Source organism: Marinicella rhabdoformis (assembly GCF_009671245.1).
Lineage (GTDB): Bacteria > Pseudomonadota > Gammaproteobacteria > Xanthomonadales > Marinicellaceae > Marinicella > Marinicella rhabdoformis.
On sequence record NZ_VTFS01000001.1, the window covers coordinates 1,044,035 to 1,068,938 of the forward strand.

Genomic DNA, 24,904 nt, shown 5'->3' on the forward strand with positions numbered 1-24,904 from the left:
ATGCAAAAAAGGCATAGGCCTTTTCATGAAGTTGCCATCAATTTATCATCAGTACACCCCATCACTTCAAGTCATTGCTGATGAAATGCAATGAACAAGATATAATCTCATAAAACAATCTCCACATAAATTATCAAACAACCCATGAGCACCCCATCATTCGACAACGACTTGTTTGATACACAAGCAGAAATAAGCAAAGACATCTATTTGTTCAGAAACAAAGTGTCATGGACATCATGGGCCGATGACTTCAAAAAAGTGGTTAAACAAGCACCATTACGCTTCATGCACACGCCCGGTGGAAAAAGGCTCAACATTTCCATGACCAATTGCGGTGACAAAGGTTGGACCAGTGGTCAGGCAGGTTATCGATATTTACCCAATGACCCCAAAACTGGCAAAGCATGGCCCAAAATTCCGCAAGCATTCATCGAATTGGCCCAACAAACCGCCATTCAAACAGGCTTCAACAATTTCAAACCCAATGCCTGTTTACTCAATCACTACCAAGCCAGCCAAAAACTCAGCGCCCACCAAGACAAAAACGAACCCGACCTGTCCAAACCTGTGGTCTCAGTTTCTCTCGGCATGAGCGCCACATTCTTGATTTACGGTGACAGCCGCAACAACCCCGCAAAGAAAATCACCCTAAACGATGGCGATGTGATGATTTGGGGCAGAACCGCCCGCCTGATGTACCATGGCGTAGAAACCAAAAACACCCAACCCCATCCAGAACTAGGCTTTCATCGATTCAATGTGACCTTAAGGCAAGTTTGAATCAACCAAGCGATATTCTTTGATATGATGCTTTATTCATCTTTTTATTCCTGATATTTAGATAAAAAATGGGCAGTACTTAATCAACAGGAACACTTATGACACTCGGCGAACTAATCAAACTGAACAGTCATACTTATCTAAGCTAGAAAATGACAAATGCAGCCCATCTTTTGAAGTGATTCAAAAGGTTTCGGCTACACTGAATCAAGATGCCATGTCTTTAATCACCAAGCTCAGTCCATCATACATCAGTAATCATTTAGCGCACCTGCCAGAAGTGGCTGCTGAGTTCTCAGCAGTAAAGAAACAACAACTGAAACGTCTAAAACAACGATTTATCATGGCCGCTTTGGTTGTGGTTTCTGGACTGGGTCTGTTTATGATCGGCCAATTGTCTCTGGCATTTTCAGAAAAATCATATACCTATATTTCTGACGGTGTAATCAAGGAAGGCGAGCCGTTGATGCTATTCAGTCAATATAGGATGGATGAATTAGGTGAAACAGCAGATCAACAAAGGGCCAGATTGCAAGGCAACACCAAACGATTTGATCGCGAATACTTACTGTTACATAAAAAGCAAGCCAGACATGTCGTTAAAGATGTAGCAGACGGCAAGCGACTTTTTGAATTAACAGATACTAACAAAAACCAAGACATTCGCAATGACTTATTGAGCATTTTAGGGATGATGGTTACCGTAGTCGGCATGTTTGGATTTTGGTATGTTTTCAAGTTCAAAGACTAATTCAAAGCATGCCATTCATCACCTCCTTTGATTTGGGGGTGATGTTTATGTATGTGCGAGTAAATTCTACCACTTAATCTCTTGACCGAACATGATCCTGTGTCCTTCGGGTGTCGAGATTCCAAACTCCCTCAAGCCCCAGGGTTTATCGGCCATTTCTTGATCGAATTAAATACGGTCTTCCCAATAGCCTGGTTTGCGGCTGTTATGCATAACAGCATAGATAATAATTTGTTGCGCTTCTACTTCGAACACAACAGAGAACGGAAAACGGCTTAATAAAAATCTTTGAAAATATGTTTGGTACTTAGGCCAAACATCTGGGAGGGTTTTAATGCTGTTGAAAGCCCTGTCGAGTTCTGAAATAAAATCGATGCCTAAACCGCTGGCTTGGGCCTCATACCAGTCAAAAGAAGCTTTAATTTCTTCTTCAGCTTCAGGAAATATGAATAAATCTAACAAATTATTCTAAAATCCTTTTTTTCATTTCATCCCAGCCACTTAACTTAACCGTTCCAGATTTATACTGAGCTCGCCTAGATTCAATGACAGCCAACCATTCAGAGTCGATGTCTTCATTGTCATTTTTGTCAAGTGCACTCAAAATACAATGCGCTGCCAAGGCCTTCTCACTTGAAGACATGTTTTCAATATTTTCTAATACAATTTTCAAGGCATTTGACATTCTTATCACTTCACATTTTTCAATACTTAAATTGTATCACCAATTAATACGTAAAGTCTTCTCAATCAATAATCTGTTAAAAAGGATAACTTACCTTTATGCAGAGGATTCTGTCGTTCAAGGCACCACTATTGCTCTATCTCTTGCCCAAACATAATCCTGTGACCTTCTGGTGTAGAGATTCCAAACTCCCTCAAACCCCAAGGTTTATCTGCCACTTCTTGAACGAATTGAACACTTGCTGCTTTGTATTGTTGAAACAAGGCATCGATGTCTTCACAGTTTACATAGGCAAAATACGAATGGTTGTTGGTTTCCCGTGCAGGCACTTCATCTGCGCAATGCCCCAGCATCACATGAAAATCCTGAAGACTGATAAAAGACCAGCCATCCACCCTGAATCGCAACTTGAAGCCCAGCTTTTCAATGAAATACCGCTCTGACTGTTCTAAATCATTAACCGCCAGAACATGTTGGGTAGCTTTTACATTAAACACGGGTTACCTCCCTTGAATATGATTTTTGATTTACAACATTATATTAAATTAGGATGGGGTTATCTCTCATTAACTATACTCTTTAGGTGCGCTGAAGCTTTTACTGTAATGGCCAGATGAATCAAAACAACAGACACGCTTATTCCCTGAAGCCAGCATTTCACAGCCATTAAGCACCCGCTTGCCTCTTGTCGTTGATTGCTTGGCTGATTCTATCCAATGAATCCAATCCACACGCGCCAAAGTGCTGGTCTTTTGCCATGTGATCATGGCTTGTGGATCAGATGCCAAAGCCTCACTCAAGTCTGAGGGCAAGTCTGGCTCAGGTTCTTTTTTTACTGGCGCAAGAGATATAGCCACTGAATCACCTGTTGTTGCAGCAGCATCCATCATTTCGGTAGTCACTTTCAGCCAATGGCTTAAATGACCATCTGGCTCGAGCCTGGCTTGGAAAGGGTAATCATTCAAAGTGCCTTCAACCGAAGTCCTGCCTCGTCTGGGCAAAGTGTCACTGACCTTTTTAGGTAAAACAACAAATGCCCAAGCTTTTTGATCTCCACAGTCAGCAGGCCGAAGTAATGTGCCCTCAAAAAATGAAGTTAAACTTACTTTATCCATAAGTTACTTGATACAAATAGCTGCTTCATTCCCAATTCACCGCAAATTTCTGTAACTTACAAGGTTTCAACATATTGTTTAAAGTTGTTTAAAATACACTGCCAACCTGCTTTTTGCTGCGCCGCTGAAAATTCATTTTCTGCCTCAAATGTTTCAACCAATCTGATACCTTGTTCTGTTTGAGCAAAGGTAATCAATACTTTTCGACCATCTGCAAGCTCATATTCTATTTTACTTTCAGGTTCTATATCAGTAAAAACACCCTTAAAATCAAAACCCATTGAACCATCTTTGGCTTCCATCCGATAATTAAAACCAGCACCAACCATTAAATCAATTTCAGCCCTTGGACACAGCCAGTCATTGGACGCAAAATTCCATTTACTGATATCTGAAGCTGAGACCCAAGCAGACCAGACGTTGGTTAAAGGTGCATCGATTAACGCTTCAATTGATATTTCCATACTCATAATTTTTCGTACGCTGTAAGACTCAATACAATCAATCCCTACTTCTGAGAATGTAAACCAAACATATTGCCTTCAGTGTCAACTGCCAATGTGATGAAACCATAGTCACCTATCGCCATTTTTGACTGATGTACTTTTCCACCTGCTGTTTCAATCCGCGCTTCTTCAACCGCACAATCTTCACAAGAAAAGTAAACCAAAGTGCTGTTACCACCAGCTGAAAAGCCTTCCGTCTTAACCAAAGCCCCTGAAGCACCATACTGTTCCATGTTGGATGAAAACGCCTTCAATACCACATTTGAATCAGTGGGATCACCCAATGCCTCAAGCGCAACATTTAAAACCGTCTGATAGAACTGCTCAGCCCTTGCCATGTCATCTACATATATTTCGAACCAACCCACTGGATTACCATTCATCACCGTCTCCTCTAGTTTGATATTGGATTCACATTATTATAATAATAGAAAGGGCTCCGCCCATAACTTATTACCCAAAGTTTTGAAGAATGACAATAGACAAAGAAACTAGGCTGAAGTAGCCAACCAACCTTGCTAAAAAAACCATTCTTAGTGAATTGATTAGTTGGGTTTTTTACTCACTAAATCCTGAGCTACCAAAAGTTGTATTTGATTGGAGCGACTGAGACCATGCATATATTCTTTAAATTCAATTCGCTTAATTATCGGAGGATTTTCTAGATTTATCCGGTCGAGTTCTAAACAAATTATATATAAACCATCTACAAGAATCACATATTTATCTTCACCTTGATCTGGAATCCAGCGCAATACACATGCTTTATCAGTAGAATGTCCTTCAGAATCAAGCGCGTCTCGAAGCTTTGATTTTGCAACAAAACTGTCATTAGAGTTTCGCAACTGCTCACGATTTTCATTTTCTATTTTGCTGCCTATTAATTTCATATTTGAACACTGCTCAAAAAATAATATCTAAAAGTTTTGTGATGGCCCGAGCCCAACATTTGATGGTTGGCTAACAAAACTTACTCCTTGAAAAGAGTGGTTGTTATCTTTAAATATTAGAAGTTTATGGTGTAATTGAAGGTCTGATGTTGGGCTGCGCGTTGCTCGCCTAAAGCGCCTACTTTTGGTAGCCCACCCTTGTATGCTACCCATTCACTGAATAATCCAATCCCAAACACATAATTTCATACTAACTCAAAATAAAAATAGTTTCTTTAACACTGCTTTCAACTTCTCAATCGATGACTGTCCTGTATTACTTCAGAAGTATATTCCACCGGACGCCGCGTCACCGCCACCACTTGATCAAAACCCGTTGATTCCACCAAGCGACTCTCCAAATGACTGCCCACCAAGCCGGTTGCACCCAAAACGATTGCTTTTTTCATTGAATCAAAACCACATCATTTTGCCATTCATTCCGCCAGCAGTGATTCGATGGCATTTTTGATGTTGCCCATGTCACTGGCACACATCTTATGTAATTCAGAACCATTGTCTTCGTGGTATTCCATACCGGGATGGACAAAACGAATCACACCGGATTTGTCCAAAATGAACGTCACTGACGTACCGGGTCGTTTGGGTCCGGTGAGCCACCAGTCTTTTAAAGTGCCCTTACGCCAATCCCAATCAATGGCCACGGGAAATTTGAAATTTCTCGCTTCCACCACACGCGCCACTCGCTCTTTGTCCAACGGATCATCACGTCCAGCCTTGGGATGAAAGACAGCAATCATTTTCAAGCCTTGGTCTGTGTATTCATCATACAATTGCCGCAAGCCAGGCGCGCTGCTGGCACAAAAAGGGCAGGTGTCGGTGAACCAACGAATAAAGACCACATGCCCTTTCAAATCATCCAAAGCCAATGGTTCTGAATTCAACCAACCGTCAAATTGAAAGGGCGGCGCTTGCAAACCGATTCGATCTTTACCCGCAGCACGGTCCATGGATTGGTAAGTGGTCAGCCAGTCTAAAATTTTGCCATCCGCCTCGGCTTCAGTCATTCCACTTGAAAGCAAAACCTGTTTTTGGTGATCCCATGTCTGCATGATGACGTAGTCTTTTGGAGATGATATTTCATGATGGTGCATGTCATGGCCACCACTTTCGGCATCATTGGCAAAACCTGACGGCGAAGCTAAAGCCAGCACCAAGACCGAAAAAACCAAAGGCATTAAATCAATTTGTTTCATGACAATTGATTATAGAAAACTTCCGATAATGACTCAATCTAATTTAAAACTATTGTCATCCTGCAACGCCCGCTTCAGCTTCGCCGAAGCCGTAGTGTTTTTGTGTTAATGTTTGAGCGCAGCGAGTAACACAAAAACGCGGAGGTTTTGGCGTCAGACTGCAAGCGTTTGTTAGCTGTGCATGCACTTTTCTGCAATCTCCTGAGCTCTTGCAATACAAATACCATTTTCGTAATCGACTACTAGTTGATGCTCAGATTCATGTGGAACAAGCTGCGGCCTTTGATTATTGTCTTGAGGTTGAACATCTAGTTTGAGCGCATACGTACTTTCATAATATGGTAGATAGTTAGACAAGTACCCAAAAAAACAATCACCAGTATCAGGACAATCATATGTCTCTACATAGCGCTCATAACTTGCTTTACTTAATGAACTCCAAATGCCCCACATGAACGGCTCGCTCACACCATGGATAGGTATTTCTAATACAGCACGCACAAAATAGTGCGTGCCGTCTTCATCGGTATAAAAACAAAGGTCTTCCGTAAGCTTTCCCTGACCTTTAACCTCATCGCTCTGCTCCAAGTATGGGTCAGGTGCATTAAAACCAAAACTAGGTGAACCTTCATGAATCTCTTCACACGAAGAGCATTTAAAACTAAATATTCCCGCCATGTATGATCTCTAATATACTGCTAACAATTTATTAAATACACATCTTATACTATTAACAAAGGTGAAATGCTTCAATTTTGCTTATTTTTTGGGCTTTTTAGTCAATAATTAACCGTATACTCACAAATTAATAGATTTAATTCGCTTAAATCATGATATATATGCATATATGCGCTAATATCTTAAATATTCTTGATTATAAGGCGTATAAATGAAATTACTCGACCAAGTCAGGGTGAAGATTAAATTCCTTCATTACAGCGATGAAACAGCAAAAATCTATAATTATTGGATCAAGCAGTTTATTTTATTCCACGACAAAAAGCACCCCACCAGCATGGGAAAGCAAGAGATTGAACAATTCTTGACTTATTTGGCTACCAAACGTCAGGTCTCAGCCAGCACACAAAATCAAGCGTTCAATGCCCTTTTGTTCCTTTATCAAAAAGTACTGGATATCTCTTTAGAGGGCCAAAACATCAATGCATTGCGCGCCAAGCAAAGGCTGCATTTACCTACTGTTCTGAGTACCCAAGAGGTCAAGCAGCTGATTGATCAATTCGATGAGAATATTTATAAAACCATAACCCAGACCTTATACGGTTGTGGACTGCGAATTTCTGAGGTATTGGCTTTAAGAATCAAAGATTTGGACTTTGATTACAATCGCATGATCATTTGGGACAGTAAATCTTTACATGACCGATCCGTACCGATGCCCAAGCAACTGATAAAACCCTACCAACAGTTGATTCAAGTGAATAAAAGAACACATGACAGAGACTTAGCCAAAGGTTATGGAACGGTTGAACTGCCCAATGCTTTACAAAAGAAATACCCAAAAGCTGAAAAGGAGTTTAAATGGCAATACCTTTTCCCAATGAAAAAGGTCTCCAAAGACCCTAAAAGTGGCATCATTCGCCGACACCATGTTTTGAACAGCACTTACAACCGCAACCTAAAAATAGCGGTGAACCATTCAGGCATCAACAAAAAAATCACTGCCCATACTTTAAGGCATTCCTATGCGACGCACTTGTTACAGGCAGGCATCGATGTGCGCACCATCCAAGAGCTGATGGGACATAAGAGCTTAGAAACTACCATGATTTATACCCATGTGGTGAAAGAATTGAGCGAAAAGAACCGATTCAGTCCCCTAGATTATTTATGAAAAACCTTTGGTCAATTGAAAATGACAAACTTGAAAAATATCGCATTTTAATGAATTTTGGCTATTTTCAAACTTCGTTTGAACCCGCTTCGCTATGGATTACCCGGTCAAGCCGGGTAATGACGGTGTTTCTCGTTGGAAAAACTCCCAAATGCACCACGAGTTAATGAAGATTATTTATAAATATTATTTGTGATAAAGTGACTTATTAAGAAAACCAACAAAAGCATCAGCATGAAAGCTCAAGACATATTAGATTTCTGGTTTGAAGAACTGGAACCCAAACAATGGTGGGTTAAAGACCTTGCATTAGACCACGCGATTAAACAACGTTTTGAAGACACTCACCTTGCGGCGTTGGCGGGTGAGTTATTTCATTGGCGAAAAACACCTGAGGGCCGTTTGGCTGAGGTGATTGTTTTAGACCAGTTTTCACGCAACATGTACCGTGACACCCCCGCCTCTTTTGCCAGCGATCCTTTGTCATTGTGTTTGGCTCAAACGGCAGTGGCCGTGGGTGATGATTTGAAATTGACCGATCAGCAGCGTTCATTCCTTTATATGCCGTATATGCACTCTGAATCTTTGTTGATTCATGATGAGGCGATGCGTTTGTTCAAAGGGTTGTCAAATTTAGACTTTGAAATCAAACACCGTGACATCATCGTCAAATTCGGTCGTTATCCACACCGCAATGACATTTTAGGTCGCGAATCAACAGCAGAAGAAAAAGCATTCCTGACGCAACCTGATTCAAGTTTTTAAAAAAGTTGTAACCTTTTCACCACCTCCTGACTATAAGAAGATACAACACAAACATCAGGAGATCACATGAAAACCTTTTTCAAAAAAACATCAATCATCTTCGCGGCCGTCGCGACTTCTTTTACAGCGCATGCTGGTGGCTTTGATGATGCCACGTGGTACGTCAGTTTAGATATTGAACAAGCCAGAGCCAAACTCATCCCACACCTTTCTGAGCACACCAAAAGCAACAATAATTTTGAGTTCACTGCTTTGACTCCTGTTGGCGTCAATCAAGTCACCATGTATGGTCAAAGCAAAGAGTCTTCTACTTTTACCATGGTCTTATCAGGTCAGTTAGGTGATTTTTCTGCCGTTAACTTTATCAACGAATTAGAAAAACAAGCCGGCGAAGATGCCCGAGTGACTTTAAAAGAAAGTACCAAGAACAATGGCCACACCATAGAACACTTTGTCATAGCCGGTGACGAAAACAATAAATCTTTTTACACTGCAAAGTTAACCGACAACACCATGGTTGCAAGCTTTGAAAGGCAGGAGGTGTTTAATTGGACAAGCAATAAATACAACACCCTTGGTTTGCACCAAACTGGCCTGGTCACTGTTCAAGTTAACATCGCCTCAGCGATGATGCACATGGGTGCTGACATTGACCAAGGTGCTGAACCTTTTCAATCCCACATGTTTCAAAAAATCAACCAGGTATCGGCCAGCTTGACCGAAGATCAGGATGATTTGCTGATTGAAGTGGCTTTAGTGACTGAAGATGAAGCCGCTGCCAAACAGGTCAACGCAGTGGTCAATGGCTTGGTTGCTATGAATGCCTTGTCTGACGCTTCATCGAGTAACAAAGCTGTAAGCGCATTATTGGATAACTTAGACATCAGTAACAAAGGCAACCATGTGATGATTTTAAGTCACCTGCCTTTGGCAATACTAGCTGAAATTGACTTTAATTGATTTCGACACAGTGATATGACCGAACAGGAATTGATACAACAAGCCCAAAACGGCACCACCGATTGCTTTACGCAGTTGGTGGTTTTGTACCAACCGCGTTTGTACAGTTATTTATTGGCCCGATGCCATAACCGCCACGATGCCGATGATGTGTTACAAGACACTTTCATCAACGCCTACAAATACCTTAAAAGTTATGACGCACAGTGGGCTTTCAGTACCTGGCTGTTCACAATCGCCAACCGCCAATTACACAAAATATCACAGTCAAAAGCCAAACATGTTCAAATAGCTGCACTTGAGAACACCACACCGTCACCAGAACACAATCACTTTCCTGATGAAAACAACCTCTGGTTACTGGTAAAAAAACACTTGGACAGCGCCAGCCATGACCTGTTGTGGTTTTTCTATATCGAAGACATGCGCATCAAAGACATCGCCCACGTCATGAAAAAAAGTGAATCGTGGGTGAAAACCACACTGCATCGCAGTAGAATAAAATTAAGCAATAACCCCGCTTTCCAACAATTTAAGGCAGGAGTGATTTTATGAACAAACAGAATGAGTCAATACCACAAGACCTGAAGCAACAATTAAAACAAGATGCACTATGGTTTCAGCAACAGTCGGAATTACCTGATAAGCAAGCAGACTTGTTGGCCAACATCGAATCACAGTTACACACCACAACCATGGTTGAGCCTAACCACAAAAGTACTTCGCGTACCAAGTGGCTTTTGCCATTGGCGGCGGCCGTCAGTTTGGCCCTTTGGCTGGGTAACAACAATGTCACCCCCCATTCAGTGGAAACTGCAAACAAAGGTAGACTCAAGCTGGCAGCAAAATTTAAAGCATTGCCCACTGCTTTAGAAACAAAAACACACAATGCCTATCAGGCTGAGCAAGAAGCCATCATTGTTGACATAAAATCATTAAAAGATCGGTGGCTTAACATTTAACCTTTCAAAAAGACCATAAATAAGTCAAAAAGAAACCATTTTAAAGTGCATTTGGCGACAGTTTTAGCTTATATATTTATTCATATAAGAATATGTATCGCTTTCCCCCACTTCAAATTCTCAGTTATTTGGATCAATTCTTAAAAAACTTAAAAGCATTTATTTTCAACAACTTAAGTGAATCTAATAAAAGCCAATTAACACTTCATTAACTTTTTACATACATCAAATTTACATTGTTGTGCTAATTTAGAAAACGCCTGTTCAACGACAGGCTTTTTTAATTACAGGAGAAAATAATGAAAATTAATACACAGAAGACAAAGACAGCAATTAAAACTACTTTATTCGCCGCCACGCTCGCTGTGACTCCAATCGCATTTGCGGGAAATAATGGACATTATGACAGCGATGACAAATTAAAAGATGCATGGCTGGACGGAAAAATAGAAGCTGCCTTATTGGTGAACCGTCACCTCAATAACTTTGCCATTGATACCGATGTCAAAGGACAAGTGGCACACTTGTCTGGTACCGTCAACTCGAACATTGACAAAGAGTTGGCCGAAGAAATCGCCAAAGGCATTAAAGGTGTGTCCAAAGTGAAAAACAATTTGGTTGTTGACGAAAAACAACAACCCAAAAAAGCAGTTAAAGGAGAAGAGCGTTCATTTGGTACTTGGTACGATGATGCCACTACCACAGCAGCAGTTAAGTCCAGTTTGTTGTTGAACAAGGAAGCATCGGGCATGAAGGTTAATGTAGATACTTTATATGGCATCGTGACCTTAAGCGGAGAAGTCAGCACTGCTCAAGAAGTTGACCTGATCATCAAATTAGCAGAAAACACTTCAGGTGTGAGAGATGTAAAAAGTCAGCTGAAAGTCAAAAGCTAAACCATCAGCTGTAAAATGTACAGAAAGCAAGGGCTTCTCAACCCTTGCTTTTTTTTGGCCTAAATATCAGCCTCGTCTTCATTCACCTTGTCCTCATCACAAATGGCTTGCTTGGCCTCAAAGCCCAAACGCAAGATCAAGAAATTGATGGTAGCAATGATCAACGCTATTTCAAACCGCTGCCACGCCACAGCCATACCAATGGCACCCGTGTTCCAAATACTGGCGGCATTGGCCAGCCCAGACACTCTAGATTTAGCCTCTGATTTTAATATGGCTCCGCCACCAATAAATCCAATACCTGTGACGATACCTGCCATAAATTTACCGATACTTTCACCATCTCCTAAAACATCCATCGCCAACAAGGTATAAGAGCAGGTCGCAATTGCCACCAATGGATAAGTCCTTAAGCCGGCACTGTTGCTGTTGTGTTCACGGTTATAAGCGATAGGGAACGACAAAACCAAAGCAATACCTATCAACACCAAGTGTTTGACCACCGTTTGCCACTGAATCAGCTCATCACCATGGGAAAATAAAAAATCTAACATTTGAAGCGGGTCCTTTTTAGTTTCACAGCTTAATAGTTTACACTGATTTTTTCCTCAATCCAAACAAGCGGCGGCTGATATTGAAAGGATAAACCAACAGCAAACACAAGGCTGAAGTAACAACAAAAGCCGACACCAGCAACACACTGGCTTTAAATGACAAAGACCAGCTCATTTGGATGACAAAATAGCCCAGCACCACGATGACGGTTTGATGAAAAATATAAAACGGATAAATTAATTCATTAGTTAACTTAAGCCATTTGGGTCTGTTATTTAGGTATTGCTGACCATATCCCAGCAGCGTTAACAAAGCAGACCAAGCCACCAAACTACAGACCACCCACCAAATGGCCCAACGCATGTTCAAGGAAAGGTAAGGACTTAAATCAGGAGAATAATAATAGCCATAAAACAGCACGGAGCTGACCACCAAACAAATCAAATGTGGCTTCCTGTGGCTTAAAAGCTTGGCCCAAATCTTGGGGCTCTTAATCATCCACATACCAGAGACAAAAAACCACAGGTAAAACAATGACAGTGATAAGTTAGTCACACTGTGCCCGTCATCGGGAATAAACCACTTCAACAGCACCCGCAAAGCAATTAAAGAAAACACCCACGAAAACAAACCCAAGGGGCGCATAGAAAAAGATTCAAACCTTCGGAAACTTTTGTCAAAGAAGTCACTTTGGGTCAGTTTAAAAAGCGGCACAGCCAATAAAGAAAAAACAACCAAAAATTCAATAAACCAGAGGTGATTAGGCTGGAATTTCAAAGCCAGTTCAGGATAAGCTTGCCACAATGATTCAAATGCTTGTGTGTCTTCAAAGTAGGTTTGCGGCGGCACCACCACCATCATGCCGACCACAAAAGGGATAAACAAACGCAGAAACTTGTCTTTGATAAAAGCTTTGCTGTTTATTTTTGACAACAACAAATAACTGCCGGCACCGGCAATAAAAAACAAAGCCGGCAAGCGAAACTGTTCGAAATACACCATGATGTCATCTAAAAGCTTGCTGCTTTCATTATTCATGATGTGCCAGTCATCACCGTTAAATGGCATCAAAACATGGTGGATAAACACGGCAAAAATCAACAGCACCCGCAACCAATCTAATTCGTAAACCCTGTTCCTTTCTGTCATCTGCTGTTTATGTGATTAAACCATTGATGATAACAGCAAGTCGATCAAGCTTCCATCGCTTCTGACAACTCCATCCATTCTGTTTCTGCGTCATCTAATTGCTTCTTCAAGTCACCCGCTTGATTCATCCACTCGGTTAATTGTTCGGCATTTTCAGGCAAATAAGCCTCATCTGAACTGAGCTTTACATTCACTTGATCCAATTTTTCAGTCAATTGATCAACCATCTTTTCTAATTTCTGGATGCGATTTTTTTGTGCCTTGCCTGCTTTGTGGTTGGCTTTTTTGCTTACAGGTTCAGCGCCAGTGCCATTGGCTTCTGCTTCATTCGCTTTAAGCTCGTTAGCCTTAATTTGGGCCTTAATAAAGCTTTGGTATTCGTCCAAATCTCCATCAAAAGGATGAATTTGACCATCAAGGATGTAAGCCATTTCATCTATCACGCTGTTCAGCATGTGTTTGTCATGCGAGACCAGTATCACAGCGCCTTCATAACTTTGCAAAGCAAAACTGATGGCATCCCGCATGTTCAAATCCAAATGGTTGGTCGGCTCATCAAGCAGTAACAAATCAGGTTGCTGGTATACAATCAAAGATAAGGCCAAGCGTGCTTTTTCACCACCCGAAAAAGGTGCTATCGGCGTATCGGCTTTTTCTCCTTGGAAACCAAACCCGCCCAAAAAGTTTTTCACTTCTTGTTCTGAAGCCTTGGGATTCAGTTGCAACACATGTTCAATCGCGGTCGCTTGTGAGTCCAGTTGGTCTAATTGATGCTGGGCAAAATAACCCAATTTCAAATCTTTGGCCGTTTTCAATGTCCCTTTTTTCAAAGGCAAATCACCAGACATGGCTTTGATTAAGGTAGATTTACCGGCACCGTTTCTGCCCAACAAGCCGATTCGGGCACCCGCGGTGACTGAGAATGTCAGGTCTTGAAAAATATTCACATCCCCATATCCAATGTCAGCATGCTCTAAAGTGACAATCTGATGCTTTAAATTCTGACATGGCAGGAATTGAAAATGAAACGGGTTTTCCACCTGCGCAGCGGCAATCGTGTCCATACGCTCCAATGCTTTTAAACGACTTTGTGCCTGTTTGGCCTTGTTGGCCTGATACCTGAACCGATCAACATAAGATTGCATGTGGGCGATTTGTTTTTGCTGCTTTTCAAACATCGCTTGCTGTAACGCCAGGCGTTCCATGCGCGCTTTTTCAAAGTCAGAATAGTTACCTGTGTACAAGGTTAATTTTTCATGCTCAATATGCAGGATATGGCCCACCACATTATCGAGAAAATCACGGTCATGCGAAATCAGTAATAAAGTGCCTTCATAGCGTTTCAACCAATCGGCCAACCAAACCACAGCCTCTAAATCCAAATGGTTGGTTGGTTCATCGAGTAACAACAAATCAGAGCGACACATCAAAGCCTGTGCCAAATTCAGTCGCATGCGCCAACCACCAGAAAAAGATTTGACCGTTTTTAACTCTTCTCCCGCTGCAAAACCCAAACCATGTAACAAGCGACCTGCCTTGGCATGTGCCGCATAGCCATCAATGTGTTCCATCTCGGCATACAACTCTGCCAGCTTGTCATGCTGTTCTTTTTCAGTCGCCTCGTTAATGGCTTGTTCAATCGCCCTAAAGGTCACATCACCATCCAACACATAATCTAAAGCCGTGCAGTCAAGTGAAGGCGTTTCTTGTTTAACATGGGCAATTTGCCATTGCTTAGGCACACTACAATCACCCAAGTCCGCATGCAAGTCTCCCATCATCAAAGCAAATAAACTGGACTTGCCTGTACCATTGGCACCAGTCAGCCCCGCTTTTTGACCCGGATGGATCATTAAACTGGCTTCTTCAAAGAGGATTTTATGCCCGCGACGCAGGCTGAGGTTACTGAGGTTTATCATGGCGGCTTATTCTGTCGAACTTGTCATCAGAAATCAATTATAATTAACTTTGTCTGTTATCAAATGTACCACTATTATGATTGAAGAAAAAATACTCGGCTTACTCTTTGTGATTGTCTCTCTCTTTATTTTATTGGCCGCATTCTTTTATAAATTGATGCGCCAAACCAATGAAATCAATGACAGCCTCAAAGACATCGCCAGATCGCAACGCATCCTCGCTAAAAACCCCAAAGATTTTGACGAAACCAGCATCATTAAAAAGATAGAAGAAAAGTACAAGTCTCCCTATGATTGAGGGATTGCTGCGAGGCCACTTCTTTTTGCTTAGTATAATGATGTGAAAATTTAAAGTTTATACTAAGCAAAAAACCGTAACCTCTTCGCAGGCATTTATGAGTTTTGCTTTTTGACTCGCAAGCTCGCCAGTGCAAAACATTACACCGATCATTTGGATTCTATCCAACTACTGTGTGGTTTGTGAGTCATCACTCCGAATTGCCACTTCTTTTTTGATTTTAAAATTATGTCAAAAACCTAAAAGCGTATTTTTAAAACAAAAAAATCGTAACCTCTTCGCAGGCTTTAATGAGTCGTCCTATTAGGCTCGCGCTTAAGGCGCCTACTGTTGGCGGGCTCGCCAAGGGTCGACATGGCACCGATCATTCGAATGCTATCCAGAAGCTGGGAGGTTTGTGGCTCATCACTTTGTCAGGTTTTATTAAAAAAGAATTGTCTTCCTGAGCGAGCAAGTGATAAGTTGCTGCTTTTTATTAATACGACCTATGTGTTTGGGTATCTCAGGGTGATGGATTGAACGCGAGTCGAATGGACCTAAGGCACACGCTCAGAACCTTTGTTAAATCGCAACCTCTACCACTTCATTGACTACGTTTGTGTCTTGTCATCACTTCTAACCAATCGATAACCAATAAAAAACAGGATACCTGCCAGTAACCAGAGCCAATTACTGACCGTGCCGAATTCATTGAGTCGTTCGGGGAATCGAAGCCACAGTTGGATACCGAGTATGCCCCTGATGACACATGCTACTGACATGAAATAGATGACCAAACCGAGCAATGGCAATTTTCGAATAAATTGTGCCGCTGAGAGGGCATAAGCTGCCATCAGAAGAAATAAAGCGGACACCACAAATGCGCCTATTGGTGCCAACAAGGTGCCAGCCTTGGCTGATTCAACAATCACCTCAGGTGCCATTTGATATGAATAGCAGGCCGGCCCAAAATACAAACAAGACATGTGCATCACAGCCGGTATAACCGCAATCACAGCAGCAACCACCAACATGACCACACCTTTTCTTTTATTCACACCAGACCTCACTGACAATGTTTTTGATGAAACGTTTTGATGAATTGATCCGCTTCATCATTTTCAGCCGACCAATAATAACCAAGCATTCCTTCGAACCCAGCTTTGATTTTACACTGTCCTTCTATATAATCTTGGTAGATAGATTCAAACGGAGATCCAGTCCCAATTACTTTTCCTTCTCTTTTGAATCCATACTTGAGCACCAGCATGAAAGCAATTCGCCACGATACCCAATACCCTTTGGTTTCCATGTTCATATGTTCAGATGTATCTGATGTCAGTGTCACGCCTTTGATCATGAATCTATCGCTTGCTCCCACTGGTCACTTAAAAAGTTCGGTACTGACAATAAATTAATTTTCAGGTCACCTTTGCGGCTGGCAAGGCACAGGTTGGCGGCATCGCCTGCGATGTTTTCTTGGGTGAGGTTGATGCAGGGGTCGTTGCCCGCCATGGTGTTTAAGGTTTCGTTCATTTCATGGGTGCTGATGATGTGGTTGACCAATTGGCGTAAGGCGGAACAGCCTTTGATGTCAGTTAAATTTTCACTTTGGCATTTATTGAAGTTGATGTCACTGGGTGCGACCAGTAATTCAGCACGTTGTAGTATGCGGACTTGTTTGCCTGTTTCTTGACGGTAAATTGGATGTGCGTATGCCCAAAGCAACATTTGTTTGAGTATGATTTGTTGTTGTAAGGAGTAGTGGTGAATGTTCTTTAACAACAATTTACTGTTTGAAACCAACCTGTAAGGCTTTTCCTCAATCGCTAATTGGTATAATTGCACCACATTGAGGGTTTTTCTTTTGTTGTTAAGTATGGATTTGTGCTGTGTGATTGCTGCATTGTCCTTGGCAACCAAGGCTTGTATCAATGCCGCTTTAGGGCTCAAAGGCTTTAGCTGAGGTCCGCCACCGCAGGCTGAAAGCAGCAGAACAGCCAAAACAGGTAAAATAATTTGTCTTTTTTTTATCATATGTGTAACCATTGGAACAAAGCTTCGTTGTAGAAGCGAAATTATAACAATATTTGATAATGAGCATTTGGTACCGACTTCAAGTAAATCAAAACCAAAATGGCCTATATGCACTGGCATACCGTATGCTGGGCAACCAATTAGAGGCCGAAGATGTGGTGCAAGATACTTTCATTAAATTGTGGGAAAGGCGCGAACAAGGTTTAAAGTTTGAAAAGGCTTGGTTGTATAAAGTCACACGCAACCAATGCTTGGACATCATCAGGCGCAGAAAACATGCGGCTGAATACCAAATTGCCAAAGCGGTAGGGGCTGATGTGGTACCCAGTGCCGCTGACCACGTTATCAATGAAGAGCTTGGTGTTGAAATTACCCAAGCCATCAATGAACTGGCAGAACCTTACCAATCATTGATCGTGATGCGAGAAATTAATGGACTCAGTTATCAAGTATTGGCCGATGCATTGGACTTGAGTTTGTCTCAAACGAAAGTCTATTTACATCGAGCCAGAAACCAATTGAAAGAAAAATTAGAGCAAAGTTATGCGTAAAGAATCAATAGACCAACAAATCAATGCAGATCTGACCGATTATTTCGAGCAAGCGAGGCGACAACAATGCCCGCCCAGCATGAAACAAGGTTTGTATCAGCGCATTGGGGTCACCAAAACTAAAAGCACTTTCATGCAAACCTGGTTCAAACCCGCCATGGCATTTTCATTTGTCACCTTGGCGACTGGTGGTCTGTTGTGGCAACACCACCAAGATCAAAAACTCTTGGCCGCTGAACAAGAAATGCAATTGGCCATGCATTACATGCAAAAAATCAGCAACAAAACATTAGGCGATGTGAACACCCATGGCATCAAACCCGCCATCATCGTTCCATTAACAAAATCCATGGCAAAGATATAAAGTATTGTATATATTAAGGAGTAACCAAGGAATCAACATGAAAAAATTACTGTTAATGTGTTTGTTTTTGAGTTTTCAAACTCAAGCACAAGATATCATGCAACAACTGCAAGACATGATAAAAACCGAACCCAACGTTGAGGTCAACTTGGGCGCTGGCATGCTGGGCTTACTCAGTGGCATGACCCAATCTGAAGGTGAAGTCGCTGATGTGATGAAAAACCTGACAGAGATTGTTGTTAGGGTTTATGAATTAGACGACGATTTTGATGGTGACATCACCCAGATTAAATCTTGGGTTAATGACACTGCCAAAGGCATGAAAGCCAGTGGCTTTCAACAACTGGCTGCGATTCGTGAAGATGACAGCACTGTTTTTATCTTGGCAGAAATGGACAAACAAACCATGAAAGGCTTGTCGGTGATGGCTTTAGATGACGAATCTGAATTGGTGGTGATTAAAATTGGCGGCCAAATACTTTTAAAAGACCTTGGCGTGCTCATGGATCGCTTTAATGTAGATATTAGTGATATTGATATCAATTAACGCTTTACAGCAGTAAACAGTGGCATTATAATCCGCCGTCTTGTTTGAACATAGAACATCGGAAACAGTTATGAAAAAAGATATTCATCCAGAATACAGAGAAGTGGTATTCCAAGACGCCAGTGCAGATTACACTTTCTTGACACGCTCTTGTATTCATTCGAAAGAGACCATTCAATGGGAAGATGGCAATGAGTATCCGCTAGTTAAAATCGAGATTTCATCAAAATCACATCCTTTCTACACCGGTAAGCACAAAGTGGCTGACACTGGTGGACGTGTGGATCGATTCAAACGCAGATACCAAAGATAACCTTTTCTATCGAATTCATGCAAAAAGCCCGATATCTTCGGGCTTTTTTGTGGAAAATTGACCTATGTCTATCCTAGACATGCCCGTCTTCTGATAAAATTACCCGCAAAAATTCACCTGTGCATGAATCGTTACACGATTCAGCCACGGAAAATCACTAATTGGAGAAACACCCACATGAGTCAAGATGTTGTTAAAATAATCACACCCGAAGGACAAACGGCTGAATTACCTGTGATTCGTTCAGAAATGGGACCGCCCACTTTTGACATTAAAACGCTGAATAAACAAACCGGATACTTTACTTATGATTCTGGTTTTGCGGCCACAGGCTCTTGTACCAGTGACATCACTTTCATTGATGGTGGTAAAGGTGTGTTGTTGTATCGTGGTTACCCAATTGAACAATTAGCAGAACAAAGTAATTTCATGGAAGTGACTTACTTGTTAATGAACGGTGAACTGCCCAATCAATCTCAATCAAATGCTTTCAACGATGAGATAACACGCCACACCATGGTTCATGAAAAAATTCATGCATTCATGAAAGGTTTTCAATATGACGCTCACCCCATGGCAATGATGATGAGTGCGATTGGTTCTTTAGCGGCTTTCTATCATAACCACATGGACATGAACAATCCTGAAGACCGCCGTTTAGCAGCGATCAGATTGATTGCAAAAATGCCGACGGTGGCTGCCACAGTTTATAAAAACTACATTGGCCAACCATTCATGTACCCAAAAAACAGCCTCAACTTCACTGAGCGTTTATTGCACATGATGTACGGTGTACCCGCAGAACCTTATGAAATCAACCCAGTGGCTGCTAAGGCTTTGGATTTGTTGTTTATTTTGCACGCAGATCACGAGCAAAACGCATCAACTTCTACTGTTCGCCTGGTAGGCTCAACTGGCGCCAATCCTTTTGCCTGTATTTCTGCAGGCATTGCTTCTTTATGGGGGCCAGCACATGGCGGTGCCAACGAAGCGGTATTGAACATGTTAGATGAAATTGGTGACGTTTCTCAAATCGACAAATACATTGCCAAAGCGAAAGATAAAAATGACCCGTTTCGTTTGATGGGTTTTGGTCACCGTGTTTACAAAAACTTTGATCCACGTGCCACCATCATTCGCAAAGCTTGTCATGACGTGTTAGGCGAATTGGGTGTTCAAGATCCACAGTTAGAGTTGGCCATGCGTTTAGAAGAAATCGCATTGAAAGACGAGTATTTTGTCGCCCGCAACTTGTATCCAAACGTCGACTTCTATTCAGGCATTATTTACAAAGCACTGGGCATCCCCGTTCAAATGTTTACGGTGATGTTTGCCATCGCCAGAACGGTGGGCTGGACATCACAGTGGTTAGAACAATACGAAACACCAGACACACGGATTGGTCGTCCACGTCAAGTTTACCGTGGCGCCAAAACTCGTGACTTCGTGCCATTGAACAAAAGATAATTGATGACAGTATCCGCCCACTTAAACGCCTTAGGCGTTGACAGCGAGCAGATACTAGCACAATTACCAAAAACACTGACCCTGTCCCTTTCGGACGGGGTTTTGTTTTTACAAGACTCACAAAACCCCAAACTGAAAGCAACAGTCGACTTCCTTAAAGGTCGATTGGCTTACAGAAGTCAACAACACATTAACGGTGAAAACCTGGTCAAAGCCTGCCGCATCAAAGGTCAAAATAATGTCAGCGTGTTAGATGCCACATGTGGCTTTGGTAAGGATGCTTTCTTGCTTTCCTGTGCCGGTTTTGAAGTGACTGCCACAGAAAGCAACCCTGTGGTATGCGCTTTATTACAAGATGCGCTGCACCGGTATTTACAAGAAACAGGATTAACACCGTTTAAACTTCACCTCAATTGGGCACAAAAACTCACACCAGTAAACTGGCCACAAGTGATTTACTTAGACCCCATGTTTCCAGAACGTGAAAAGTCTGCAGCCGTTAAAAAAGACATGCAATTATTTCACCGCTTACACGGTCTTGCTGCTCAAGAAGTTGAACAGTTGCTCAAATGGGCATTAGACCATGCTGAACAAAAGGTAGTGATCAAGCGACCTGTAAGGTCAAAAATTGTCAATAACTTAAAGCCAACCTATCAAATTACAGGCAAATCATGTCGATTTGATGTCTATCAATGTAAATGAACACGCTTTTATTGTTTTTCGACGCATATAAGCACAAAAAATCATTGCATTTTGTGATTTAGGCTACATTTTTTATTATAATAATATTTCTTCAATACTATAAAAACTATCCAAATGAAAGAAGACAAGAACCAAAAAAACCAAGCCACCATCAGCAAGTCAATTGAAAAAGTTGCCAAGGTGATGGCCAAAGCCACATTAGCCTATGACTTCTCGTACAAAGAATTCATGGAATACTATAAGATGCACATCGTTAAGGAATGCAAACAAGCCAAACCCCGAGCTACTGTTGTAGAAATTTCTGCCCGCACCGGCATTGACAGACGCTTTGTTGCACCTTACATCGTTGCTGAAGAAGCCAAGTTGAAACCCAGTAAAGTGGATTTGATTTTTGAAGATGTTCAAGCCATCTGCGCCAAAAATGACACTTTCCTGATTCCTAAAATTGAAGACAAACAATCATTTGAAGTGGTTTGTCGTAAGCATGCCAATGGCAGCTTGACCCCTAAGTCAATATTTATTGAATTGTTCAGACAGGGTAAATTACGTGACTCAGGTGAGTATTACGAATTGATGAAACCTAAACACAACAGCAACCGATTAGAAAATGCCGCCAAAGGCATGAGAAAAGTCTCAAAACAATTGGTTGATTCTGTTGCTGACCAAGATTGGGAGTAAGCTCAGATTTTTTAATAAAAAGGCCGCTCTTTCAGCGGCCTTTTTTAATTCAATCGAACAGCTCATAATCATGATGACTGATAAAGGCACTTTCCAGCCACATAGGTCGCTTTTATGGCGCGATCATCACCCAATGTCATTTGTATAAACAACGCCTCCTCCAGACTTTCGCAATAACGCATGCGGTATTCAATTGCGGCTGTAGATTTGGTATTGAGCACCACCAAATCCGCCTCGTTTCCGACTTCAATACTGCCAATTTTATCATCTAAATACAGAGACTTGGCTGAACCTCTGGTGGCCAGATAGAAGGCAAGTCCCGCGGACAATGGGTAGCCATTTAATTGTGCTACCTTGTAAGTTTCGTTCAATGTTTGCAACATAGAAAATGAAGTCCCAGCACCCAAATCAGTGGCCAATCCCACGCGAACTGGACGTTCGGCCTGGGTGGCGTTTTTCAAATCAAACAAGCCTGAACCTAAAAATTGATTTGAGGTAGGACAGTGTGCAATCGCTGTACCTGTTTCATGGCAACGCTGTAATTCTGACTCACTCAACCACACACCATGACCGTATATGGCACGAGGTCCCAGCTGCTGATATTTATCGTACACATCCAGATAACCCTTACACTTTGGATACAAAGATTTAACCCACTCAATTTCACCCTTGTTCTCAGAGACATGTGACTGTAAAAAAGTGCCGGGGCTTTCTTGCCAAAGCTGACCCGCCATGTCCATTTGTTCAGGTGAACTGGTCGGCGCAAATCGAGGCGTCACGGCATACAATTGCCTACCATGTTCGTGCCAACGGTCAATCAATGCCTTAGACTGGTCATAACCTTGCTGAGGTGTATCCAACAACGCTTCAGGTGCATGGCGATCCATCAGCACTTTACCGGCTATCATGCGCATATTTAACGCCGATGACGCTTCAAAAAAAGCATCCACTGATTGGGGGTGAACCGTACAAAAAACAGATGATGTGGTTGTTCCTGCCTTTAAACATTCTTGCAGAAATACATTTGCGACCTCAGCAGCATGTGCTTTGTCTTCAAATTGTTGTTCGGCGATGAACGTGTACTCATTCAACCAATCAATCAGCTGTTTACCATAGGCACCAATGATTTGTGTTTGTGGATAATGCACATGACAATCGATGAAGCCCGGCATGATGATATGATCCTTGTCATAACTTTCAACCTTCACTCCTGAAGGCAGTGTGGTCATCACTTCGGTTGCGGGTCCTGCTTGTGTGATGTGCCCATTCTCAATAACGACCATACCATCAGATTCAAACACCATCGTGTCTTCAACACCTTTTATAAAAGCATCACCCGAAAAACTGAGCGTCTGTCCTCTGAGCACTGTGAGTTGATTCATTGTTCATTCCTTTGTTTCAAATAGCGACTTAAATGTTGGTCCAATGGATTATCTTCAAAGCCCTTGATGCCAGACCTGACCAAATGCCTGGACACATAATGGTAAAGCGGTATCATAGGCGCTTCATCAGCCAGCACACGCTCCGCTTGTGTAATCAGTGTGTGTTGTTCAGCTGGCTCGGCTTTAAGCAACCGTTGTAACAGTTCATCATAAGCAGTTGAGTTGAATCCATAGTAGTTGAACTGAGATGCGGAGTGAAACAGCTGTAAGAAGTTCATTGGGTCATGGTAATCAGCAACCCAGCCACCCCTGAACACCTGTTTGCCAGGTTTTTTTCGACTGCTGACAAACACTTTCCACTCTTGGTTTTTCAGCTGTGTCTTGATGCCCAAATTTTGTCGCCACATGGCCGCCACCGCAAGCGCTACCTTCTTTTGGTTTTGGCTGCTGTTATAAAGCAAAGTTAACTTGTTGGTCTTGACATCAAAACCACTGTTTGAAAGTGCAGCTTTTGCCTTGATTAGGTTCAGCCCATTGTTTTGCTTGCTACCAGGAATCAAACTGAGGGCAGGCTTTTGACCCGATTTCAGCACCTTTTCCACCAAAATATTTCGATCAATTGACCAGTACAAAGCCTGTCTTAAATCCACATTTTGTAACCACTGATCTCTGACATCCAAGCCGAGAAAGAATGTACCATAATAAGGTGCAATGCGTAATTCATTGGGCATGTTTTGTTTCAACCATTCAATCTTGGCATCAGGAATGGTTTCAGTGATGTCCAATTCACCTGACCTGAAACGGTTCAGTTCACTGTTTTGATTTTCTGTTACCCAATAGACAATTTCATTAAAATACACTGCCGAAGCATCCGCATAATGTAGGTTCTTGGACAAGGTTATTTTTTCCTGTAGCTGCCAATCGCTGAGTATGTATGCACCATTAAATACACCTTCTTGTTTGTGTGTAGGCATAAACACAGGCAGCACCAATTGTGCCGAAAACATGGGGTTGGCCTGATTGAGCCGTACCTGTAAACTAAAATCAGAAAGCCGTGTAACTTGTAATTTTCCTTTGTCCTTCAAGTTATCAAACAAACCACCGTACGGGGCTGCTGTTGCTGGGTCACTTGCTTGCTGCCACCCACGCAAAAAATCACTGCTGGTCACAGGTTCACCATTCGACCATTTGGCATCAGGACGCAAGTCAAAGGTCCATGTTAAGCCATCAGCTGACACTTGATAAGCTGCAGCCATCGCTAACACCGGCGTGCCATCTACACCATATCGAAAAAGGCCTTCATAAAGGTCATATAATATGTGGTGACTGTTCAGTCCTTGGGCTTTGTGTGGGTTGAGGGAGTCCGGCTCGCCACCATTTCCACGGTTTAAAGTCTGTGCATCACTGTTAAAAACAAGCAACAACAAGGCCACAATAAATATTCTGTTCATGGCCACATTGTAGCCCAATCAAATACACTTTAACCACATACCTCTGCGTGCTTCAATATCAAATTTATCCCAATCTGTGACAACAAGCGAC

34 protein-coding genes are annotated in these 24,904 nt (G+C 42.0%); 16 read left to right on the forward strand and 18 right to left on the reverse strand.

Features of this window, described 5'->3' with window-relative positions; translation table 11 throughout:
* Positions 1–144 precede the first annotated feature (144 nt).
* Together FET73_RS04520 and FET73_RS04525 are read left to right on the forward strand one after the other, a co-directional pair.
* Positions 145–783: an alpha-ketoglutarate-dependent dioxygenase AlkB gene (locus FET73_RS04520; RefSeq protein ID WP_154222712.1), complete on the forward strand. Its 639-nt coding sequence runs from the start codon at positions 145–147 to the stop codon at positions 781–783.
* Between the two features lie 178 nt (positions 784–961).
* On the forward strand, positions 962–1,534 hold the full coding sequence (locus FET73_RS04525; RefSeq protein ID WP_154222713.1) for a hypothetical protein: 573 nt from the start codon (positions 962–964) through the stop codon (positions 1,532–1,534).
* 168 nt (positions 1,535–1,702) lie between these two features.
* Here FET73_RS04525 and FET73_RS04530 read toward each other — a convergent pair whose 3' ends face one another.
* The 10 genes from FET73_RS04530 to FET73_RS04575 all read right to left on the reverse strand — a co-directional run bounded on the left by FET73_RS04530 (position 1,703) and on the right by FET73_RS04575 (position 6,664).
* Positions 1,703–1,996, reverse strand: coding sequence for a type II toxin-antitoxin system RelE/ParE family toxin (locus FET73_RS04530; RefSeq protein WP_154222714.1), 294 nt, complete (start codon positions 1,994–1,996; stop codon positions 1,703–1,705).
* Position 1,997: 1 nt separating this feature from the next.
* Positions 1,998–2,219: an addiction module protein gene (locus tag FET73_RS04535; RefSeq protein ID WP_154222715.1), complete on the reverse strand. Its 222-nt coding sequence runs from the start codon at positions 2,217–2,219 to the stop codon at positions 1,998–2,000.
* Between the two features lie 128 nt (positions 2,220–2,347).
* On the reverse strand, positions 2,348–2,716 hold the full coding sequence (locus tag FET73_RS04540) for a VOC family protein (RefSeq protein ID WP_179952107.1): 369 nt from the start codon (positions 2,714–2,716) through the stop codon (positions 2,348–2,350).
* Between the two features lie 69 nt (positions 2,717–2,785).
* A complete protein-coding gene (locus tag FET73_RS04545) occupies positions 2,786–3,334 on the reverse strand; it encodes a YdeI/OmpD-associated family protein (RefSeq protein ID WP_154222716.1) in 549 nt (182 codons plus the stop codon).
* 56 nt (positions 3,335–3,390) lie between these two features.
* Positions 3,391–3,804 (reverse strand): SRPBCC domain-containing protein, encoded by a 414-nt coding sequence (locus tag FET73_RS04550; protein ID WP_246172639.1) that lies wholly within the window; start codon positions 3,802–3,804, stop codon positions 3,391–3,393.
* Positions 3,805–3,842: 38 nt separating this feature from the next.
* Positions 3,843–4,223, reverse strand: coding sequence for a VOC family protein (locus FET73_RS04555; RefSeq protein WP_154222717.1), 381 nt, complete (start codon positions 4,221–4,223; stop codon positions 3,843–3,845).
* 162 nt (positions 4,224–4,385) lie between these two features.
* On the reverse strand, positions 4,386–4,730 hold the full coding sequence (locus FET73_RS04560) for a hypothetical protein (protein ID WP_154222718.1): 345 nt from the start codon (positions 4,728–4,730) through the stop codon (positions 4,386–4,388).
* A 287-nt stretch (positions 4,731–5,017) separates the two neighbouring features.
* On the reverse strand, positions 5,018–5,179 hold the full coding sequence (locus FET73_RS04565) for an NAD-dependent epimerase/dehydratase family protein (RefSeq protein WP_154222719.1): 162 nt from the start codon (positions 5,177–5,179) through the stop codon (positions 5,018–5,020).
* Between the two features lie 27 nt (positions 5,180–5,206).
* Positions 5,207–5,986 (reverse strand): peroxiredoxin family protein, encoded by a 780-nt coding sequence (locus tag FET73_RS04570; protein ID WP_154222720.1) that lies wholly within the window; start codon positions 5,984–5,986, stop codon positions 5,207–5,209.
* Positions 5,987–6,157: 171 nt separating this feature from the next.
* A complete protein-coding gene (locus FET73_RS04575) occupies positions 6,158–6,664 on the reverse strand; it encodes a DUF2199 domain-containing protein (RefSeq protein WP_154222721.1) in 507 nt (168 codons plus the stop codon).
* A gap of 211 nt (positions 6,665–6,875) precedes the next feature.
* Between FET73_RS04575 and FET73_RS04580 the strand changes: the two genes are divergently transcribed.
* The 6 genes from FET73_RS04580 (at position 6,876) to FET73_RS04605 (ending at position 11,421) form a co-directional block, all read left to right on the forward strand.
* On the forward strand, positions 6,876–7,838 hold the full coding sequence (locus FET73_RS04580) for an integron integrase (RefSeq protein WP_154222722.1): 963 nt from the start codon (positions 6,876–6,878) through the stop codon (positions 7,836–7,838).
* 234 nt (positions 7,839–8,072) lie between these two features.
* Positions 8,073–8,603 carry a DUF924 family protein gene (locus FET73_RS04585; protein ID WP_154222723.1) on the forward strand — a complete coding sequence of 177 codons (531 nt, stop codon included), beginning with the start codon at positions 8,073–8,075 and terminating at the stop codon, positions 8,601–8,603.
* 66 nt (positions 8,604–8,669) lie between these two features.
* Positions 8,670–9,563, forward strand: a complete 894-nt coding sequence (locus FET73_RS04590; RefSeq protein ID WP_154222724.1) for a hypothetical protein — start codon at positions 8,670–8,672, stop codon at positions 9,561–9,563.
* A 15-nt stretch (positions 9,564–9,578) separates the two neighbouring features.
* Entirely contained in the window at positions 9,579–10,118 is a 540-nt protein-coding gene (locus FET73_RS04595; protein WP_154222725.1) for an RNA polymerase sigma factor, read from the forward strand.
* Positions 10,115–10,525 (forward strand): hypothetical protein, encoded by a 411-nt coding sequence (locus FET73_RS04600; protein ID WP_154222726.1) that lies wholly within the window; start codon positions 10,115–10,117, stop codon positions 10,523–10,525. Before FET73_RS04595 ends, FET73_RS04600 begins: the two co-directional genes overlap by 4 nt.
* 299 nt (positions 10,526–10,824) lie before the next feature.
* Complete coding sequence (locus FET73_RS04605) at positions 10,825–11,421, forward strand: BON domain-containing protein (RefSeq protein WP_154222727.1); 597 nt, start codon at positions 10,825–10,827, stop codon at positions 11,419–11,421.
* A gap of 59 nt (positions 11,422–11,480) precedes the next feature.
* Here FET73_RS04605 and FET73_RS04610 read toward each other — a convergent pair whose 3' ends face one another.
* From FET73_RS04610 to FET73_RS04620, 3 genes are read right to left on the reverse strand one after another with little or no spacing between them, the layout of a single operon-like run.
* Positions 11,481–11,975, reverse strand: coding sequence for an MgtC/SapB family protein (locus tag FET73_RS04610; protein ID WP_154222728.1), 495 nt, complete (start codon positions 11,973–11,975; stop codon positions 11,481–11,483).
* 37 nt (positions 11,976–12,012) lie between these two features.
* Positions 12,013–13,125, reverse strand: a complete 1,113-nt coding sequence (locus tag FET73_RS04615) for an acyltransferase family protein (protein ID WP_154222729.1) — start codon at positions 13,123–13,125, stop codon at positions 12,013–12,015.
* Between the two features lie 44 nt (positions 13,126–13,169).
* Positions 13,170–15,044, reverse strand: a complete 1,875-nt coding sequence (locus FET73_RS04620; RefSeq protein ID WP_154222730.1) for an ABC-F family ATP-binding cassette domain-containing protein — start codon at positions 15,042–15,044, stop codon at positions 13,170–13,172.
* 76 nt (positions 15,045–15,120) lie between these two features.
* Here FET73_RS04620 and FET73_RS04625 point away from each other — a divergent pair, with 76 nt between their 5' ends.
* Positions 15,121–15,342 carry a hypothetical protein gene (locus FET73_RS04625; RefSeq protein ID WP_154222731.1) on the forward strand — a complete coding sequence of 74 codons (222 nt, stop codon included), beginning with the start codon at positions 15,121–15,123 and terminating at the stop codon, positions 15,340–15,342.
* A 590-nt stretch (positions 15,343–15,932) separates the two neighbouring features.
* On the opposite strand, the gene FET73_RS04630 is transcribed toward FET73_RS04625, so the two are convergent.
* Genes FET73_RS04630 through FET73_RS04640 form a run of 3 tightly spaced genes read right to left on the reverse strand, consistent with a single transcriptional unit; the run spans position 15,933 to position 17,358 of the window.
* The gene (locus FET73_RS04630) at positions 15,933–16,379 is read right to left on the reverse strand and encodes a hypothetical protein (protein ID WP_179952108.1); all 447 of its coding nucleotides are present in this window, start codon (positions 16,377–16,379) and stop codon (positions 15,933–15,935) included.
* A gap of 8 nt (positions 16,380–16,387) precedes the next feature.
* Positions 16,388–16,681 carry a hypothetical protein gene (locus FET73_RS04635; protein ID WP_154222732.1) on the reverse strand — a complete coding sequence of 98 codons (294 nt, stop codon included), beginning with the start codon at positions 16,679–16,681 and terminating at the stop codon, positions 16,388–16,390.
* The gene (locus FET73_RS04640; protein ID WP_154222733.1) at positions 16,678–17,358 is read right to left on the reverse strand and encodes a hypothetical protein; all 681 of its coding nucleotides are present in this window, start codon (positions 17,356–17,358) and stop codon (positions 16,678–16,680) included. Before FET73_RS04640 ends, FET73_RS04635 begins: the two co-directional genes overlap by 4 nt.
* 59 nt (positions 17,359–17,417) lie before the next feature.
* Between FET73_RS04640 and FET73_RS04645 the strand changes: the two genes are divergently transcribed.
* From FET73_RS04645 to FET73_RS04675, 7 genes are all read left to right on the forward strand, one after another.
* Entirely contained in the window at positions 17,418–17,909 is a 492-nt protein-coding gene (locus FET73_RS04645) for an RNA polymerase sigma factor (RefSeq protein ID WP_154222734.1), read from the forward strand.
* Positions 17,902–18,273: a hypothetical protein gene (locus FET73_RS04650; RefSeq protein WP_154222735.1), complete on the forward strand. Its 372-nt coding sequence runs from the start codon at positions 17,902–17,904 to the stop codon at positions 18,271–18,273. The genes FET73_RS04645 and FET73_RS04650 overlap by 8 nt, the downstream gene beginning before the upstream one ends.
* A gap of 37 nt (positions 18,274–18,310) precedes the next feature.
* Entirely contained in the window at positions 18,311–18,820 is a 510-nt protein-coding gene (locus FET73_RS04655) for a DUF4252 domain-containing protein (protein WP_154222736.1), read from the forward strand.
* Between the two features lie 70 nt (positions 18,821–18,890).
* The gene (locus tag FET73_RS04660; protein ID WP_154222737.1) at positions 18,891–19,133 is read left to right on the forward strand and encodes a type B 50S ribosomal protein L31; all 243 of its coding nucleotides are present in this window, start codon (positions 18,891–18,893) and stop codon (positions 19,131–19,133) included.
* A gap of 177 nt (positions 19,134–19,310) precedes the next feature.
* Entirely contained in the window at positions 19,311–20,600 is a 1,290-nt protein-coding gene (locus FET73_RS04665; RefSeq protein WP_154222738.1) for a citrate synthase, read from the forward strand.
* A 3-nt stretch (positions 20,601–20,603) separates the two neighbouring features.
* Positions 20,604–21,302: a class I SAM-dependent methyltransferase gene (locus FET73_RS04670; RefSeq protein WP_154222739.1), complete on the forward strand. Its 699-nt coding sequence runs from the start codon at positions 20,604–20,606 to the stop codon at positions 21,300–21,302.
* Between the two features lie 114 nt (positions 21,303–21,416).
* Positions 21,417–21,980 carry a hypothetical protein gene (locus FET73_RS04675; RefSeq protein WP_154222740.1) on the forward strand — a complete coding sequence of 188 codons (564 nt, stop codon included), beginning with the start codon at positions 21,417–21,419 and terminating at the stop codon, positions 21,978–21,980.
* Positions 21,981–22,048: 68 nt separating this feature from the next.
* Here the strand turns inward: FET73_RS04675 and guaD are convergent, their stop codons facing one another.
* Complete coding sequence (guaD, locus tag FET73_RS04680) at positions 22,049–23,362, reverse strand: guanine deaminase (protein ID WP_154222741.1); 1,314 nt, start codon at positions 23,360–23,362, stop codon at positions 22,049–22,051.
* Positions 23,359–24,813, reverse strand: coding sequence for a peptide ABC transporter substrate-binding protein (locus FET73_RS04685; RefSeq protein ID WP_154222742.1), 1,455 nt, complete (start codon positions 24,811–24,813; stop codon positions 23,359–23,361). The genes guaD and FET73_RS04685 overlap by 4 nt, the downstream gene beginning before the upstream one ends.
* Between the last annotated feature and the right edge of the window lie 91 nt (positions 24,814–24,904).